The organism is Nonomuraea sp. 3N208, from assembly GCF_052245935.1.
GTDB lineage: Bacteria > Actinomycetota > Actinomycetes > Streptosporangiales > Streptosporangiaceae > Nonomuraea.
The window spans coordinates 36,232-50,503 of sequence record NZ_JBQQBR010000034.1; the positions used below are offsets into that span (position 1 = coordinate 36,232).

Annotated in this window: 19 protein-coding genes; 8 read left to right on the forward strand and 11 right to left on the reverse strand. The window is 71.6% G+C overall.

What is annotated here, in order from left to right:
• Positions 1-6: 6 nt before the first annotated feature.
• Genes ACTWPT_RS40835 through mtnB form a run of 6 tightly spaced genes read left to right on the forward strand, consistent with a single transcriptional unit; the run spans position 7 to position 5,131 of the window.
• Positions 7-1,029 (forward strand): ABC transporter permease, encoded by a 1,023-nt coding sequence (locus tag ACTWPT_RS40835; RefSeq protein ID WP_443182898.1) that lies wholly within the window; start codon positions 7-9, stop codon positions 1,027-1,029.
• Positions 1,026-1,895 (forward strand): ABC transporter permease, encoded by an 870-nt coding sequence (locus ACTWPT_RS40840; RefSeq protein WP_443182899.1) that lies wholly within the window; start codon positions 1,026-1,028, stop codon positions 1,893-1,895. The genes ACTWPT_RS40835 and ACTWPT_RS40840 overlap by 4 nt, the downstream gene beginning before the upstream one ends.
• Positions 1,892-2,896, forward strand: coding sequence for a s-methyl-5-thioribose-1-phosphate isomerase (locus tag ACTWPT_RS40845; protein ID WP_443182900.1), 1,005 nt, complete (start codon positions 1,892-1,894; stop codon positions 2,894-2,896). The genes ACTWPT_RS40840 and ACTWPT_RS40845 overlap by 4 nt, the downstream gene beginning before the upstream one ends.
• A complete protein-coding gene (locus ACTWPT_RS40850) occupies positions 2,893-3,840 on the forward strand; it encodes a nucleoside hydrolase (protein ID WP_443182901.1) in 948 nt (315 codons plus the stop codon). The genes ACTWPT_RS40845 and ACTWPT_RS40850 overlap by 4 nt, the downstream gene beginning before the upstream one ends.
• On the forward strand, positions 3,837-4,502 hold the full coding sequence (gene mtnC, locus ACTWPT_RS40855) for an acireductone synthase (RefSeq protein WP_443182902.1): 666 nt from the start codon (positions 3,837-3,839) through the stop codon (positions 4,500-4,502). The genes ACTWPT_RS40850 and mtnC overlap by 4 nt, the downstream gene beginning before the upstream one ends.
• The gene (mtnB, locus tag ACTWPT_RS40860; RefSeq protein ID WP_443182903.1) at positions 4,499-5,131 is read left to right on the forward strand and encodes a methylthioribulose 1-phosphate dehydratase; all 633 of its coding nucleotides are present in this window, start codon (positions 4,499-4,501) and stop codon (positions 5,129-5,131) included. The genes mtnC and mtnB overlap by 4 nt, the downstream gene beginning before the upstream one ends.
• On the opposite strand, the gene ACTWPT_RS40865 is transcribed toward mtnB, so the two are convergent.
• Genes ACTWPT_RS40865 through ACTWPT_RS40905 form a run of 9 tightly spaced genes read right to left on the reverse strand, consistent with a single transcriptional unit; the run spans position 5,117 to position 11,756 of the window.
• Positions 5,117-5,278, reverse strand: coding sequence for a hypothetical protein (locus tag ACTWPT_RS40865; protein ID WP_443182904.1), 162 nt, complete (start codon positions 5,276-5,278; stop codon positions 5,117-5,119). The genes mtnB and ACTWPT_RS40865 overlap by 15 nt on opposite strands.
• Positions 5,259-5,726, reverse strand: a complete 468-nt coding sequence (locus ACTWPT_RS40870; protein ID WP_443182905.1) for a hypothetical protein — start codon at positions 5,724-5,726, stop codon at positions 5,259-5,261. The genes ACTWPT_RS40865 and ACTWPT_RS40870 overlap by 20 nt, the downstream gene beginning before the upstream one ends.
• The gene (locus ACTWPT_RS40875) at positions 5,719-6,210 is read right to left on the reverse strand and encodes a WXG100-like domain-containing protein (RefSeq protein WP_443182906.1); all 492 of its coding nucleotides are present in this window, start codon (positions 6,208-6,210) and stop codon (positions 5,719-5,721) included. The genes ACTWPT_RS40870 and ACTWPT_RS40875 overlap by 8 nt, the downstream gene beginning before the upstream one ends.
• Positions 6,201-6,509, reverse strand: coding sequence for a hypothetical protein (locus tag ACTWPT_RS40880; RefSeq protein ID WP_443182907.1), 309 nt, complete (start codon positions 6,507-6,509; stop codon positions 6,201-6,203). Before ACTWPT_RS40880 ends, ACTWPT_RS40875 begins: the two co-directional genes overlap by 10 nt.
• A 4-nt stretch (positions 6,510-6,513) precedes the next feature.
• A complete protein-coding gene (locus ACTWPT_RS40885) occupies positions 6,514-6,936 on the reverse strand; it encodes a hypothetical protein (protein WP_443182908.1) in 423 nt (140 codons plus the stop codon).
• Complete coding sequence (gene mtnK / locus ACTWPT_RS40890) at positions 6,933-8,114, reverse strand: S-methyl-5-thioribose kinase (protein WP_443182909.1); 1,182 nt, start codon at positions 8,112-8,114, stop codon at positions 6,933-6,935. Before mtnK ends, ACTWPT_RS40885 begins: the two co-directional genes overlap by 4 nt.
• Positions 8,111-9,136, reverse strand: a complete 1,026-nt coding sequence (locus tag ACTWPT_RS40895; protein ID WP_443182910.1) for an ABC transporter permease — start codon at positions 9,134-9,136, stop codon at positions 8,111-8,113. Before ACTWPT_RS40895 ends, mtnK begins: the two co-directional genes overlap by 4 nt.
• Entirely contained in the window at positions 9,133-10,677 is a 1,545-nt protein-coding gene (locus tag ACTWPT_RS40900) for a sugar ABC transporter ATP-binding protein (protein WP_443182911.1), read from the reverse strand. The genes ACTWPT_RS40895 and ACTWPT_RS40900 overlap by 4 nt, the downstream gene beginning before the upstream one ends.
• On the reverse strand, positions 10,674-11,756 hold the full coding sequence (locus tag ACTWPT_RS40905) for a substrate-binding domain-containing protein (protein ID WP_443182912.1): 1,083 nt from the start codon (positions 11,754-11,756) through the stop codon (positions 10,674-10,676). Before ACTWPT_RS40905 ends, ACTWPT_RS40900 begins: the two co-directional genes overlap by 4 nt.
• Positions 11,757-11,806: 50 nt before the next feature.
• On the opposite strand from ACTWPT_RS40905, the gene ACTWPT_RS40910 reads away from it, so the two are divergent.
• Complete coding sequence (locus ACTWPT_RS40910) at positions 11,807-12,403, forward strand: 1,2-dihydroxy-3-keto-5-methylthiopentene dioxygenase (protein WP_443182913.1); 597 nt, start codon at positions 11,807-11,809, stop codon at positions 12,401-12,403.
• 126 nt (positions 12,404-12,529) lie between these two features.
• On the opposite strand, the gene ACTWPT_RS40915 is transcribed toward ACTWPT_RS40910, so the two are convergent.
• Complete coding sequence (locus ACTWPT_RS40915) at positions 12,530-12,862, reverse strand: chromate transporter (protein WP_443182914.1); 333 nt, start codon at positions 12,860-12,862, stop codon at positions 12,530-12,532.
• Positions 12,863-12,880: 18 nt separating this feature from the next.
• Positions 12,881-13,111: a hypothetical protein gene (locus ACTWPT_RS40920; protein ID WP_443182915.1), complete on the reverse strand. Its 231-nt coding sequence runs from the start codon at positions 13,109-13,111 to the stop codon at positions 12,881-12,883.
• Positions 13,112-13,293: 182 nt separating this feature from the next.
• Here ACTWPT_RS40920 and ACTWPT_RS40925 point away from each other — a divergent pair, with 182 nt between their 5' ends.
• The gene (locus tag ACTWPT_RS40925; protein ID WP_443182916.1) at positions 13,294-14,190 is read left to right on the forward strand and encodes a TauD/TfdA dioxygenase family protein; all 897 of its coding nucleotides are present in this window, start codon (positions 13,294-13,296) and stop codon (positions 14,188-14,190) included.
• Positions 14,191-14,272: the final 82 nt, after the last annotated feature.

Here is a 14,272-nt window from a genome sequence, read left to right on the forward strand (position 1 = left end):
GAACAGGTGCGCGTGGTCGCGCGGCGGCTGGCGCTGTCGCCCGCCGTGCTGTCCGTGGCGGGCGCACTGGCAGTCACCACCCTCGTCATGATCGCTGCCGGGGTCGACCCATCGCTCGCCTACCCCGCGCTTGTGCGGGGCGCGCTCATGGACGGCAACCTCGAGTACACGATCGCCACGTACGTTCCCACGCTCGGCATGGCGCTGGCATTCGCGATCCCGCTGCGCGCGGGCGAGTTCAACCTGGGCGGCGACGGCCAGCTGTCGCTCGGCGGCATCGCCGCGGCGGCGCTGGCGCTGCATGCCGGCGGCTCGTTCGTGGTGCCGCTGCTTGGGGCAGCATTGGCGGGAGCGCTGTTGGCGGGCCTGTCCGCGCCGCTGCGCACCCGGCTCGGCGTCCCGGCGATCGTCAGCACGCTGCTGCTCGGCGCCCCGGCGGTGGCGCTGGCCTCCTATCTGGCCAGGTTCCCGCTGGCCGAGCCGGGAACGGGGCTCGCGCAGACACCGCTGCTGCCGGACGCGGCTCGCCTGGCCGCGCTCGGCTCCAGCGCGTACGTCACGATCGGGCTGCCCGTGATCGCCGTCCTGACCGCGCTCTGGCTGTATGCCGACGCGCGCACCGTCCCGGGCTACGAGATCCGTGCGATCGGCGCGAACCGCGAGTTCGCCCGGTACGGCGGCGTCCGCGTGGACCGGCTGGCCGCCGTCACGCTGGCCGCGGGCGGCGCGTTGGCGGGGCTGGCCGGAGGCCTGATCGTGCTCGGCCCGCCCTACCGGTTCGTGGACGGCGCGCTGACTGCGCCGGGCTACACCTTCACGGCGATCGCGGCCGTGCTGCTGGCCGCGGGACGCCCGCCGGCGATCCCCGCGACGGTGGCGCTGATGACGATCCTGCAGGCCGGCGGACAGGGGATGGAACGGGACGCAGGCGTTCCGAGCCAGCTCACCCAGATCGTGCAGGGCCTGATCATCGTGATCGTCGCGGTGGCCGCCGTCGTCCGCGCCCGGCTTGCGGGGAGGCGCGGATGACCGCGTTCCTGACGGCGGTGCTCACCGCGACCACGCCTGTCGTGCTGGCGGCGCTCGGGGGACTGCTGTGCTCGGTCTCCGGCGTCTTCAACATGGCCCTGGAAGGACAGCTGCTGTGGGGCGCGTTCACGGCCGTGCTGATCAGCCACCTGACCGGCAGCGCCTGGCTCGGCGTGACCGGGGCCGTGCTCGCCACCGCCCTGTACGCCCTGCTGCTGTCGGTACCCGCCGTCACCTTCCGCGCCGACGCCGTCGTCGTGGCGGTCGGGATGAACTTGCTCGCGCTCGGCCTGACGGCGTTCCTCATGCGGCTGGTGTTCGGAAGCGGCGGCACCTTCAGCTCCCCGGACCTGGCCGGACTGCCCACGCTCGCCGAACTCGGACTGGACCTGCCGGTGCTCGGGCCACAGTCACCGCTGGTGCCGGTCGCGTTCCTGCTGGTGGCGTGGGCCGCGTGGTGGCTCGGCCGGACCAGGTCGGGGCTGCGGCTACGCGGCATCGGGCAGCACGCGGAGGCCGCCGAGTCGATCGGCCTGCGCTTGCCGCTCTACCGGCACGCCGCGGTGCTCGGCGCGGGCGCGCTGTGCGGGCTCGGCGGGGCGCAGCTCGCGCTCGGGAACGTGACGCTGTTCAGCGAGGGGATGAGCGCGGGGCGGGGCTGGGTGGCCGTGGTGGCCGTGATGCTCGCCGGTGCCCGGCCGTGGCTCGGGCTGGGGGCGTGCCTGCTGTTCGGCGCGGCCGAAGCGCTGGGGTTCCGGTTGCAGGGGGCGGGGCTGCCGCAGCAGGCGGCCGATGCCGCCCCGTATCTGATCACGCTGCTGGCCCTGGTCTTGGTGGCGGCGACACGTCGGAAGGAGACGGTGTGAACGGCCCGGTACTCGCTGATTCCGTGCGGTTCGCGGGGGACGCGGTGGAGATCCTCGATCGCCGCGTGTACCCGTTCGAGGCGCGCTGGGTCCGCTGTGCCACCAGCGAGGACGTGGCGGTGGCGATCGAGCGGATGGTGACGCAGAGCTCGGGGCCGCTTTTCGCGGCCACGGCCGGCCTGGTGCTCGGAGCACGGGAGGCTCGACGGGACCCTCCTGAGGAGGCGGCAGCGCGGCTGCGGGCCGTGGGGGCGCGGCTGGTGGCGACTCGGCCCACGAACAACCACATCCGGGACGCCGTAGAGGCCGTGTTGTCGGCGACGGTGGGCGAGGACTCGGCGCGACTGGCCGGGGACGAGCTGGCGGCGGCCGTCGAGGCGGCGGCGCGGGCGCACGAGGACGGCTATCGGGCGCGCAGCGCCGCAGTCGGGGAGCACGCCGCCTCGCTGCTCGGCGACGGCACGAGGGTACTCACCCACTGCTGGGCCGACGCGTTCCTGATCGCGACCGTCCGGGCGGCGCAGGCGGCGGGCAAGCGGCTGGAGTTCGTCTGCACCGAGACCCGCCCCTACTTGCAAGGGGCGCGGCTGACCGCGGCGACGCTGGTCGAGATGGGTTACCGGCCGACGCTCATCACTGATGGCATGGTCGCCGCCGCCCTGGCCGACGGGCTGGCCGACGTGGCGCTGACCGCCGCCGACCGGGTGACGCTGGACGGCCACGTGATCAACAAGGTCGGCACACTCGGCGTCGCGCTGGCCGCCAAGGCCTCCGGCATCCCGTTCTACGCGCTGATCGACGCCCCCGACCCGCAGGCGCCCACCGTACGAGACGTCGTGATCGAGCGACGCGACGGTGACGAGGTGCTGCACGTGCTCGGCCAGCGCACCGCCGCCGACGGCGTGACCGGTTACTACCCGGCCTTCGACGTGACCCCGCCCCACCTGGTGACCCGCATCGTGACCGAACACGGCGTCCACCATCCTGAGGAGCTCTCATGAGACGAATCGTGGTCGACACCGACACCGGCATCGACGACGCCCACGCCCTGCTGTACCTGGCAGGCCGCCCCGACGCCGAGATCGTCGCGATCACCTCGGTGTACGGCAACTGCACGGAGGAGGACGCCGCCCGCAACATCGGCTACGTCGCCCGCCTGCTCGGCCTGGACGTATCCGTCGCCAGAGGCGCCGCCGAGCCGCTTCGCGGCCCTGCCCACATCGCCGGGTACGTCCACGGCAAGGACGGCCTGGGCGACCTGGGCCACGACCGGCCGCTACCGGAGGTGAGCACCGAGTCAGGACCGGAGCTGCTGGTGCGGCTGGCGAACGAGCAGCCCGGCGAGCTGGACCTACTCGCGCTCGGCCCGCTCACCAACCTGGCGCTGGCCCTGCGCCTGGACCCCGAGCTTCTCACCAAATACCGCTCGGTGGTGCTCATGGGCGGCTCGGGACCCTACGCCCCGCCCGGCACCCTGCTGATGATCGACGCCAACGTCAACAACGACCCCGAGGCGGCGCGTGTGGTCTTCGCGGCGCCGCGCCGCGAGCTGGTCATGGTGGGCGTGAATGTGACGGCGGGTACGATCCTGGACGAATCCGCCATCGCCGCCCTGCGGGCGTCCGGCACGCCCACGGCACGCTTCGCGACCGAGATCCTGGACGCGTACCTGGACTTCTACCAGAACGAGTGGGGCCGCAGGATCATCCCGCTGCACGACCCCCTCGCCGCGGGCATCCTGCTGGACCGCACCTTCGCCACCGCCTGGACGGACGGCCCGGTCAACGTGCGCGGCGACGGCTTCCTGCACCGGGCCAGGCTGATGCGCACGCACGACGGCCTGCCCCCGGCCTTCCCCTACGAGCCCGCACCGGACACACGGGTGATCACCGCCGTGGACGCCCGCAGGTTCGTGACCGACTTCGTGGAGGTGCTGACCCGGTGACCACGATCGTGCTCGACATCGAGGGAACGACCAGCTCGACGGAGTCCGTGCACGTCGGCCTGTACGCCTACGCGAGGCCCCGGCTCGGCCCGTACCTCGACGCCCACCGTGACGACCCGGACGTGCGCGCGGCGCTCGCCGAGATCGGCGCGGCAACCGCGGCGGAGGCGGTGAAGGTGCTGCACGGCTGGATGGACGGCGACGTCAAGGCCACCCCGCTCAAGACGCTGCAGGGGCGAATCTGGGCCGAGGGCTTCGCGGCGGGCGAGCTGACCGCCCATTTCTTCCCCGACGTGCCGCCCGCGCTGCGTGCCTGGCACGCGGCCGGGCACCGGCTGGCGGTGTTCTCGTCGGGATCGGTGGCCAGTCAGTGGCCGTGGTTCGCGGGCACCGCGTACGGCGACCTGTCGGTGCTGGTCGGCCACTGGTTCGACACCGTCAACGCGGGCCCCAAGCGGGAGCCCGCCTCATACGCGCGAATCGCGGAGACTCTGGGCGACCCCGCTGGGCTGCTCTTCCTGTCCGACGTCCCGGCCGAGCTGGATGCCGCGGCGGCGGCCGGGTGGCGCACCACCGGGGTACGCAGGCCGGGCGAGCCGAACGCGGCCACACCGTTCGGCACCCATCCCGTCATCACGACCTTCGAGGAGATAGACCTATGAGCAGCGTGGACACGAAGCTGGCCGCCGAGCGGGTGCACGCGGCAGGCGCGAGACTGGCGGTGGAGGCGGCGCGCTTCACCGGGATCGGGTGGATGCGCGGCACCTCCGGCAACATCTCGGAGGTGGTGTCACGGGAGCCGCTGCGGCTGGCCGTCACCGCGAGCGGGCTGGACAAGGGCGAGCTGCTGCCGACGGACGTGGCGGTGGTCGGCGCGCGCGGCGAGGCCGTCGCCGTGGACGGCGTGGAGCCGCTCAAGCCGTCCGCCGAGGCCGGGCTGCACGCCCGGGTAGCCGCACTGACAGGAGCCGATGCGGTCGTGCACGTCCACGCGCTCAACGCGGTCGTGGCCGGGCACCGCTGGCCGGGCGGGGTGTCGCTGCGGGACGTGGAGACGCTCAAGGGCATCGGCCGCCTCGCCCACGACGACGCGGTCACGATCCCGGTCATCGGCAACAGTCAGGACATGGAAGAGCTGGGCGACCGGTTCGAGGCGGCCTACGACCCGCGTACGCCGGCCGTCATCGTGGCCGATCACGGTCTGTACGCCTGGGGCGGGGACCTGAAGCATGCCAGGCACATCACGGAGTGCGTGGAGTGGCTGCTCTCCTACGCGCTAGCCATCGCCTGACGTGTCGTCGTCCTGCCGAGGGACGTCGCGCTCCGCCTTGAGCTCCTCGGCGAGCTGCCTGGTCCAGGCCAGGCGCTCCTCCTCCGGCAGGTCGAAATAGCCTTCCGGCAGCGCGGCGTGGACCTTCTTACGTCTCCAGAAAGCCACCATCGCCTCCCGTCTGAATGTAGTCGCGGGTTCTCACATCGTAGATGGCGATCTGGTCGGTCTCTCTGGCCAGCTTGATCGCCCCTCTCTTCCTGGGGAGGTTCATGGACGGTTCGAGCCACATCTTCCCGTCCTCGATCCAGCACCCCAGGTAGATGTTCTTGCGGTTCTCGAAGACGTCGCGGTTGTCGCGCAGGTACTTGTCAATGGCCCGCGCGGCGACGTCCGGATCGTCGAGGATGCTCTCGGGGAACTGGGCGGTACGCCCGGTCGTGGCCACCATGTAACCCCGGGCGGGCGGCCGGCCGGTGGCCGGTGACCAGGAAAAGCCGCCGCTGCGCCGGGCGTCCCTGATCAGCCCGCCGAGCGGCACCGGCTTGGCGCCGCGGAAGAACCTGGCGGCCCGGCGGGCGATGAAACCGGCCGCGCCCGCGGGGACCCTACGCAACCAGCACCCGCGACGCCTGGTTCACGGCGAGGTTCAGCAGCAGGCCGGTGAGCCGCTTGGCCGCCGGGATCGTCAGCAGCGAGGCGCCGGAGGTGGCCGCCGCTGTGGCGACCGCCAGGCGGATCCTGACCAGCAGCGCGACGAGCTGCACGAAGAAGGCGATCTTGAGAGCGAGCACGAGCGCGGCGCAGACCACCAGGCAGACGCCGACGACCCGGGCGCCGGTCATGCCTTCGGCGACCACCGTGCGCGGGGCGTCCTCGCGCCTCCACGCGGTCAGGAACGCGTCGATCGCCTCACCTGCGTTGCCGCGCCGGACGGCCTCGGCGACGGCGTCCGCCTGCCCGGTGGCGACGCCGAGCCGGGCGCCGAAGCCGATCCAGGCGGTGGCCAACCGGTGCAGCGACTCCTCGTCCACCTCCGGCCACAGGTAGCCGAGCTCGTTGAGCAGGGCCGCGAGTTCGGCCGGCAGCCTCACGCCCACGTCCCGCTCCTGATCGCCAGGATCGAGTCCTGCTCGGCGGCCTCGTAGGCGGCGGCCATCGAGACCAGCCCTTCGCCGTGCTCGCCCAGCGCGGTGACCGCCGACTCGACGGACTCGGCCGCGATCTCGTGGATGGCGGCACAGGCTGCGGAGATCATGGCGCTGATGTCATCGTTCTGCGGAAGGGAACCCACAGCGGAGACGGCGGCGAGCAGCTCATCGAAAGCAGCACGCACCTCGATGGCGACCTCGCCCACGTCCGTTACCGCGCCCTCCAGAACGGTCTTGCGGATTTCCATGCGCTTATCCCTCGATTCTCCTGTCGAGCTGCCTAAGAACATCGCCGATGGTGTCGGCGAAAACGCCGAACCGGTCGGCCGAGAACTGCTGAAGCTCGTGTAACTCCGCCGACAGCGCCGCCAGATTCGGGACGGCCTGGCCACCGGCTGCCGCGGACACGCCGTCCAGCGCCTCGTTCACCGTGCGCAGGACCAATTCGGCCAGGTCGCCGGAGTCCAGCCGCCGGGCTCGTGGATTCATCCGCAGCGACTGCAGGCGAGGGCCCTCGGCCGTCAGAACCGCCGTCGCGCGGACCGTCCCTTCGGGGTCCGCTGCCTCGTGCCGGACGTCGGGCAGAGCGGGCGGTTCCGTCCGGGCGGCCTCCACGGCTCGTCTGACGGCCTCGATGAGCCGGTCGAAGTCGCCGGCACCGAGGTCGCCGATCATCTGCCTGCCTCCGCCATGACCTGTCCCACCCGGTCGAACAGCGGTTTCGGCTCGCCCTGCCGCCTCTCCCCGGTGAGCAGCAACCTGGCCGCCGCCAGAACGGCCCGGATGGCGCGCTCGCGCCGCTGCTCCGGCAGGGTCTCGATGTCGCTGACCGGGGAGAAGCCGATCACCCGCCGGGCCGCCTTGGCCGCGGCGAACGGCACGGCGTCCGCGTAGACCTTGGCCAGATAGCTCTCCAGGTCGATGACGCGGGGGTCGGCCCGGCCCGGCCACAGGGCGGCGAACTCGTCGGTGAACCCCTGCCAGGTCTCGGCCGCCTGCGCCAGCACCCACGCCGCGTGCGCGTCCTCGCCCAGGACGAGCGCGCGGACGGCGGCCAGCACGTAGTTGCCCCACAGCGCGCCGACGTCGAAGCCGACCGGGCCGTAGAAGGCGAACTCGACGTCGAAGGCCCTGGTCGAGTGGGGCTCGTCGCGGACCAGGACGGAGCCGGTGTGCAGGTCGCCGTGGATCAGCGCCTCGGCGTGCGTCATGAACGCGAGCTTGGCCGCCCCGATGGCCGCCCGCACGCCGGGGTCGCCCGCGTACGCGGCCACGTCCGCCTCGTTGGCGGGCAGGATCCGGTTGTGCTCGTGGGAGATGTACGGCTCGGTGAACACGAGATCCTCGGTGATCTCGCACAGCTCCGGGTTGGCGGTGGTGGCCACCGCCGCTTTGTGTCCCTTGGCGCCGAGCCCGAACACGGAGGTGCCGAACGCTACCTTCGCGACATACCGCCCGAGGTCCTCGGCCACGCCCTCGTGCCGCAGCCCCTCGTTGAGCGCGCCCCGCCACACCCGGTGGTCGGATAGGTCTTCGATGGCGATGACGTGCCACTCGTCGTCGGTGTCGTAGAGCTCCGGCACGAGGCCGGGCGCGACCTGGTTGTGCACGTGCAGCGCGCGTCCCTCGATGCCGTTGCGTTCCGGGGTGATGGGCCAGGTGGGGTCCACCCGCACGTACGGCAGCGCCTGCTTGAGCACCAGCCCGCCGCCGTCGGCCTCGGCCACGAACACCAGGTTGAGGTTGCCATCGCCCACCTCCCGCACCCGCGAGACGGCGCCGAAGCGGGCGAGCGCGGGCCGCGTGGCGACATAGCCGGGCACCGTGTCAACCGTGAGGAGCTCGTAGCTCACCTGATCCTCCTGAGCGTGTAACTGGTCACCAGCGCGCCGACGAGCAGCGCGCCCTGGACGAACGTCTGCGCGTAGTAGGGGGCGTTCAGCATGGTCAGGCCGTTGATCATGACGCCGATGAACAGCGCCCCCACCACCGTGCCCAGCGCGTTGGGGCGGTTGGCCCCGAGCACGGCGAAGCCGATGAGCGCCGCGGCCACCGACTGCAGCAGGTACGGGTCCCCGGCGCCCACATCGCCCCTGCCGAGCCGGGCAGACAGCAGGATCCCGGCGATCGCCGCGCACACCCCCGACACCGCGTACGCCAGGGCGCGGTAGCGGGCCACGCGGATGCCCGCCAAGCGGGCCGCTTCGGCGTTGCCGCCGATCGCGTACAGCGCCCGGCCCCAGCGGGTGTGGTTGAGCAGCACGTACACGGCAGCGGCGAGCAGGGCGAACACCACCACCGGGACCGGCACGGAGGCGATCGTGCCGCCGCCCAGCCAGGCGAAGCCCTCGGTGTAGCGGCCGGGGGCGGGCGCGCCGTCCACGGTCATGCCCGGCGCGACCGACTGGCCGCCCGTGACGATCAGCGCCAGGCCTTGGAACAGGAACAGCGTGCCCAGCGTCGCGACCAGGTCGGGCACCTTGGCGACGACGGTGAGCAGCACGTTCACCCCGGCCACGAGCAGGCCGGTGAGCAGCCCGGCCACGATCGCGGTGCCGCCGGTCAGGTTGAACCTGACCATGGTCAACGCGGTCACCATGACCACCGCGCCGACGCAGGCACCCGCCGACAGGTCGAACCCGCCCGTCGTCATGGAGACGGTGACGCCGAGCGCGACGATCCCGACCACGGCCACGGACTGCAGCACGACCAAGGCGTTGGGGTAGGTCGCAAACGCGGGCCGCAGCAGGGAGAACAGGACGACCATGAGGGCCAGCACGCCCAGCAGGCCGTAGCGGTAGGCCACGGCGGCAACCCGGGACGCGACGCGGTGGGACGATATGCTGCGGCTCGCGCCTCGCGCGGTGGCGATCATCCTCGGCCTCCCGGCTCGATCAGGGAAGCGGCCGCAGCGCTGACTCCAGTGCCCGACATGAGAGCGGCCAGGCGGTCCGGCGTCACGTCGGCGATCGGCAGCTCACCCACCAGGTCGCCCTCATGAAGCACGAGCACCCTGTCCACCAGGTCGTACAGCTCCTGCGGATCGGAGGAGGCCACGACGACGGCCGACTCCCGTGCGCGTTCCCTGATCACCCGGCCGATGTCCGCCCGCGCGGCCAGGTCCACACCTCGGAACGGCTCGTCGAGCACCAGCAGCCGCGGCTCCCCCGCCAGCCAGCGGCCGACCACCACCTTCTGCTGGTTGCCGCCGGACAGCGCCTCGATGGGCGCCTCCTGCCCAGGACCTCGCACCCCGAACAGGTCGATGACGTGCCGGGCGGCGGCCGACTCCGAGCGGCGCGCCAGCAGTCCCGACCGGGTGTGCCGGCGCAGCCACGGCAACGTGACGTGCGCGCGTACCGACCATCCGGGCACCATGGCCTGCGCCGCCCGTTCCTCGGGCGCGAACGCCACCCCCGCCGCGATCGCGTCGCGGGGGTCCTTCGGCTTGTACGGCACACCGTCGAGGGACAGCTCCCCCGACACCAGCGGCCGGGCACCGCCGAGCTGCTCGAGCAGCTCGGTCTTCCCGGCCCCGACCAGCCCGGTCACGCCCAGCAGCTCCCCGGCGCGAACCCGGAAGCCGAACGCGTGCCCGCCCGGCAGCGCCCGCACCCCGCCGGCGACGAGTACGTCCCGCCCCGCACCCGCACCGGCCTCCCGCGCAACGGCAGCCCGGCGAGCGGGCGCATCGGCCGCCGAGCCCAGCATGGCGCCCACGATCGCCGCCCGATCGAGCGGCGCGGCGAACGTGGCGACCAGTTCACCGTCCCTGAGGACCACCACCCGATCGCACAGCGCCTCGATCTCCGACAGCCGGTGCGACACATACAGCACCGACACGCCCGCGGCCGCCGCCTCCCGCACCCGGGCGGCGAGCGCGCCCGCCTCGACCTCCGACAGCGTGGACGTGGGCTCGTCGAGGATCAGCAGCCGGGCGTGGCGAGCCAGCGCGCGGGCGATGACGATCTGCTGCCGGGCGCTCGCCGGCAGACTCTCCACCGGCGCGTCCATGGACAAGTCGAGCCCGGGGGCGGCGGCGGACGCGGCGGCTCGGATCCGGGCACGGGTCTGGAACCACCCCCGCCGGCCGCGTGTCGCCAGCGCGTCGAGCGTCAGGTTCTCCGCCACGGTGGCGCCGAAGACCACGCCGTCGTCGATGTTCTGGTGCACGGTCTGCACCCCGGCCGCCTGCGCGTCCAGCGGGCCGCCGAACGCCAGGGGTCTCCCCTCGTATGACAGCGTCCCGGAGCTGGGCGCGGTCGCCCCGGAGAGGATTTTGATGAGCGTGGACTTGCCGGCCCCGTTGGTGCCGATGAGCCCCACGATCTCGCCCGGCCGAAGGTCGAGGGTGACCGAGGACAGGGCCGTGGTGGCGCCGTACACCTTGGAGACGGACGTGACCGCGAAGGTCACGGCGCCGCCCACGGCACGCGCGCCACGTCGGGCGTGGTCAGGCCGGGGAAGGCTCGAGTCAGCTGCTCGACGCTGGTGATGCCGGCGTCCCACAGCCCCTTCTGCGTGATCAGCGACGGCGGCACGGTGAGCGCCCGGTCCACCTGCTCACCCGCAACCAAGAGGGCGGCCGCCCGTACCGCGACCCGGCCCACGTTGGCGGGGTCGGTGGCCGAGGTGGCCACCCACGGGCTGTTCTGCTCGGTCATGACGCCGATGTCGGCGGTGGACACGTCCGCACCGTAGATCTTCACCTTGCCCGCGACGCCGAGCTCCTTGACCGCCAGCGCCGCGCCCTTGGCGAACTCGTCGTACGGCGCGAAGATCGCCTTGACGCCCGGATGAGCCTGGAGCGCCGCCTTGGCCTGGTCGGCCACAGCCGAGGCGGTCGAGCTGTTCACAACGCCGATCTGCGCCACCTGCTTGATGCCCGGGTTGTCCTTCTTGAACTGCTCCCAGGTCTCGTTGCGCCGGTCCAGCGGCGCGAAGCCGGCCACGTAGACGTAGACGACCTCGCCGGAGCCGCCCGTGTCCGCCTTCAGCGCGCCCAGCGCCTGCTCAGCGATCTGGTGATCGTCCTGGCTCAGGGTGACGGCCTCTGCGGTGCCGGGATCGACGTCGAACGCGACGAGCGGGATCTTGGCGGCCGCCGCCTTCTTGATGGCGGGCTGCACCGTCTGGGCGAACCCGTGGTCGACGATGATCGCGTCGGCCTTTCCGGTGACGGCCTGCTCCAGGTTGAGCGCCTGTTTGTCGTTGTTGCCGTCGCCGCTGGAGATCTCCAGCTTCACGTTGAGCGCCTTGGCCTCGGCTTGGGCGCCGGCGAGCCACTGCTCGAAATAGTCGCCGGAGGACAACTGGCGGACCAGGGAGATCCTGACGTCGCCCGCAGCGAACTTGGCGGGCACGGAGGCCGTCGGGCTCGCCGCGGCAGGTGACGGCGAGGGCGGTGGAGCGGATGGGGCGGCGGCAGGTGTGCCCTGAGAGCAACCGGCCAGGGCGAGGAGAGCCGCGACGCCCACGAGTCTTGCGAGGTTCACACAGCGGACTATATCCCACTATTCATGCATGTATTGTAGACTTTATGGTCATGACGTATCTGACCGTTTACACCGACGGCGAGCAGCCGGAGACGCTGCTGGCGACCGAGAACGCCGCGGAGATCGCGGCGACGCTGAAGGAGATCGACGTCGTCCTACGGCACTGGGCGGTCGTCGAAGACCTGCCGGAGGACGCCGGCCAGGAGGAGATCCTGGCCGCCTACCGGCAGGAGGTGGACCGCGTCATCGCCGAGGAGGGCTACACGTTCGTCGACGTCGCCCAACTCCACCCCGACGACAGCCCCGACTGGCCGGAGCAGGCCGCGGCGGCCAGGCAGAAGTTCCTGAACGAGCACACGCACGACGACGACGAGGTGCGCTACTTCGTCGCCGGCTCCGGCATCTTCTACCTGCACGTGAACGGCAAGGTGCACGCGGTGCTGTGCGAGGCCGGCGACCTGCTGAGCGTGCCCAAGAACACCACGCACTGGTTCGACATGGGCACGCGGCCCGACTTCACTGCCATCCGTTTCTTCCACGACGACGACGGCTGGATCGGCGACTTCACCGGCGACCCCATCGCCGAGCGCATCCCGGACTTCGACACGATCACGTCCACCCGTGCCGCCAGTACGGCTGGAGCGTGACCGCTCAGGAAAACAGCACCGTGCCCATGCCCAGGGCTGCGCACAGGAGCAGGATGCGCAGCATTGGCCCGCGGAGGACGAAGGTCATGACCAGGGCGATCATGGTGATTCCCAAGGCGATCGGGCTCACCGTGGCCGGCTCGGGGAGTTGAGCGTGGAACGGGCCCAGGCCCAGGTGAAGAGGGTGTGCTCGGCGAAGTAGAGGGCCAGGTTGGCGATCACGCCGACGACCGATGCGGTGATGCCGGTGAGCGCGGCGCTGATGGCCGTGTTGTGGCGCAGCCGTTCCACGTACGGGGCGCCCTTCCAGCTGATCACGGGTACGGGCGTCGGCGGGCAAAGCCACCAGCCCGTCGCCCAGCCGAGCCACGCCGAGCCAGTCCAGCTTGCGGCAGATCGTGATCCGCAACGTCGACGGCTGACGCGGGATGCGGTAGGTGAGCAGTACCCCCTGCCCAAAGCCCGGCGCGTACGACCTCATGCCGAGGCCTGCTCCTCCTCGGCGGTCCGGACGCGCAGGTCGGTATCGATCGCCTCGACAGACTCGTGGGCCTTGTCGCGCCGGTACTCGCGCACCGAGTAGGCGATGGCACCGGCCCAGATCACCGAGATGGCCAGGTAGGCGACCGTCTGGACGGCGCCGGAGGCGTCGATCCAGTCGCTGCGCAACAGGGTGCGCACATTGGTCAGGACGATCACGCCGCCCACGGCCAATAAACCCACATTTCCTACATAATTTATTGACTATGTGATCGCACTCGATCTACCTTGGGGAACGTGACGACCACGGATCTGACCATCCGGGGCCACGTGGACTACTGCCGCGTGGCCAGCGCGCTGTGTCCCTCCTTCCGACTGCAGGCCAACCCTCAACCGGAAGGACGAAACCCATGTCATCCCTGTCCATCGCCCCTGTAGCCGGTCGCATAGGCGCCCAGATCACCGGCGTGCAGCTCGGCGGCGACCTGCCCGCCGACGTGGTTGCGGAGATCCGCCTGGCCCTGCTGCGCCACAAGGTGATCTTCTTCCGCGGCCAGGACCACCTCGACGAGCGCAGCCAGGTGGCCTTCGCCAACCTCCTCGGCGAGCCGACCACGGCCCACCCGACCGTGCCCGCGCTCGACGGCAACACCCACATCCTCGACCTGGACTACCGCAACGGTCACAAGGTGGACCGCTGGCACACCGACGTCACGTTCGTGGACCGGCCGCCGCTGGCCTCCATCCTGCGAGCCGTCACCGTCCCCGACTCGGGCGGCGACACGCTCTGGACCAACACCGTCACCGCCTACGAGCACCTGCCCGCCGAGTTGCGCGACCTGCTCGACCGGCTGCGCGCGGTGCACACCAACGCCTACGACTACGCCCGCCTGGCCGGCGCCGACGACCGGAGCCGCGAGTACGCCAAGGTGTTCGCCTCGACGGTGTTCGAAACGGAACATCCGGTCGTGCGCGTCCACCCAGAGACCGGCGAACGCTCGATCCTGCTCGGCGACTTCGCCAAACACCTGGTAGGCCTGTCCAAGTCCACCTCGGCCGCCCTGATCCGGCTGATCCAGGAGCACGTCACCGAGGTCGAGAACACCGTCCGCTGGCGCTGGGCGCCCGGCGACGTGGCCATCTGGGACAACCGGGCCACCCAGCACCGGGTGGTGCACGATTTCGGCGACCGGCCGCGCCGCCTGCATCGGGTCACCATCGCCGGCGACGTGCCGGTCGGGGTGGACGGGCGGCCAAGCCTGGCGCTGGCGGGTGATGCCGCCGCGTACTCACCGATCGCCGCCTGACCCCGTCGACCGCCGTACGACCCCGGCCCCAACGACGTGGCAGGGGCGTGCGGCCGGGCCTTCGGAGTGCCCCGCCCACCAC

Bases quoted from the DNA above. Each gene is read 5' to 3' on its own strand.
- ACTWPT_RS40895 (WP_443182910.1), bottom strand. From the start codon at position 9,136: ATGATCGCCACCGCGCGAGGCGCGAGCCGCAGCATATCGTCCCACCGC.
- ACTWPT_RS40840 (WP_443182899.1), top strand. From the start codon at position 1,026: ATGACCGCGTTCCTGACGGCGGTGCTCACCGCGACCACGCCTGTCGTG.
- ACTWPT_RS40885 (WP_443182908.1), bottom strand. From the start codon at position 6,936: ATGATCGGCGACCTCGGTGCCGGCGACTTCGACCGGCTCATCGAGGCC.
- ACTWPT_RS40925 (WP_443182916.1), top strand. From the start codon at position 13,294: ATGTCATCCCTGTCCATCGCCCCTGTAGCCGGTCGCATAGGCGCCCAG.
- mtnB (WP_443182903.1), top strand. From the start codon at position 4,499: ATGAGCAGCGTGGACACGAAGCTGGCCGCCGAGCGGGTGCACGCGGCA.
- ACTWPT_RS40910 (WP_443182913.1), top strand. From the start codon at position 11,807: ATGACGTATCTGACCGTTTACACCGACGGCGAGCAGCCGGAGACGCTG.
- ACTWPT_RS40850 (WP_443182901.1), top strand. From the start codon at position 2,893: ATGAGACGAATCGTGGTCGACACCGACACCGGCATCGACGACGCCCAC.
- ACTWPT_RS40880 (WP_443182907.1), bottom strand. From the start codon at position 6,509: ATGGAAATCCGCAAGACCGTTCTGGAGGGCGCGGTAACGGACGTGGGC.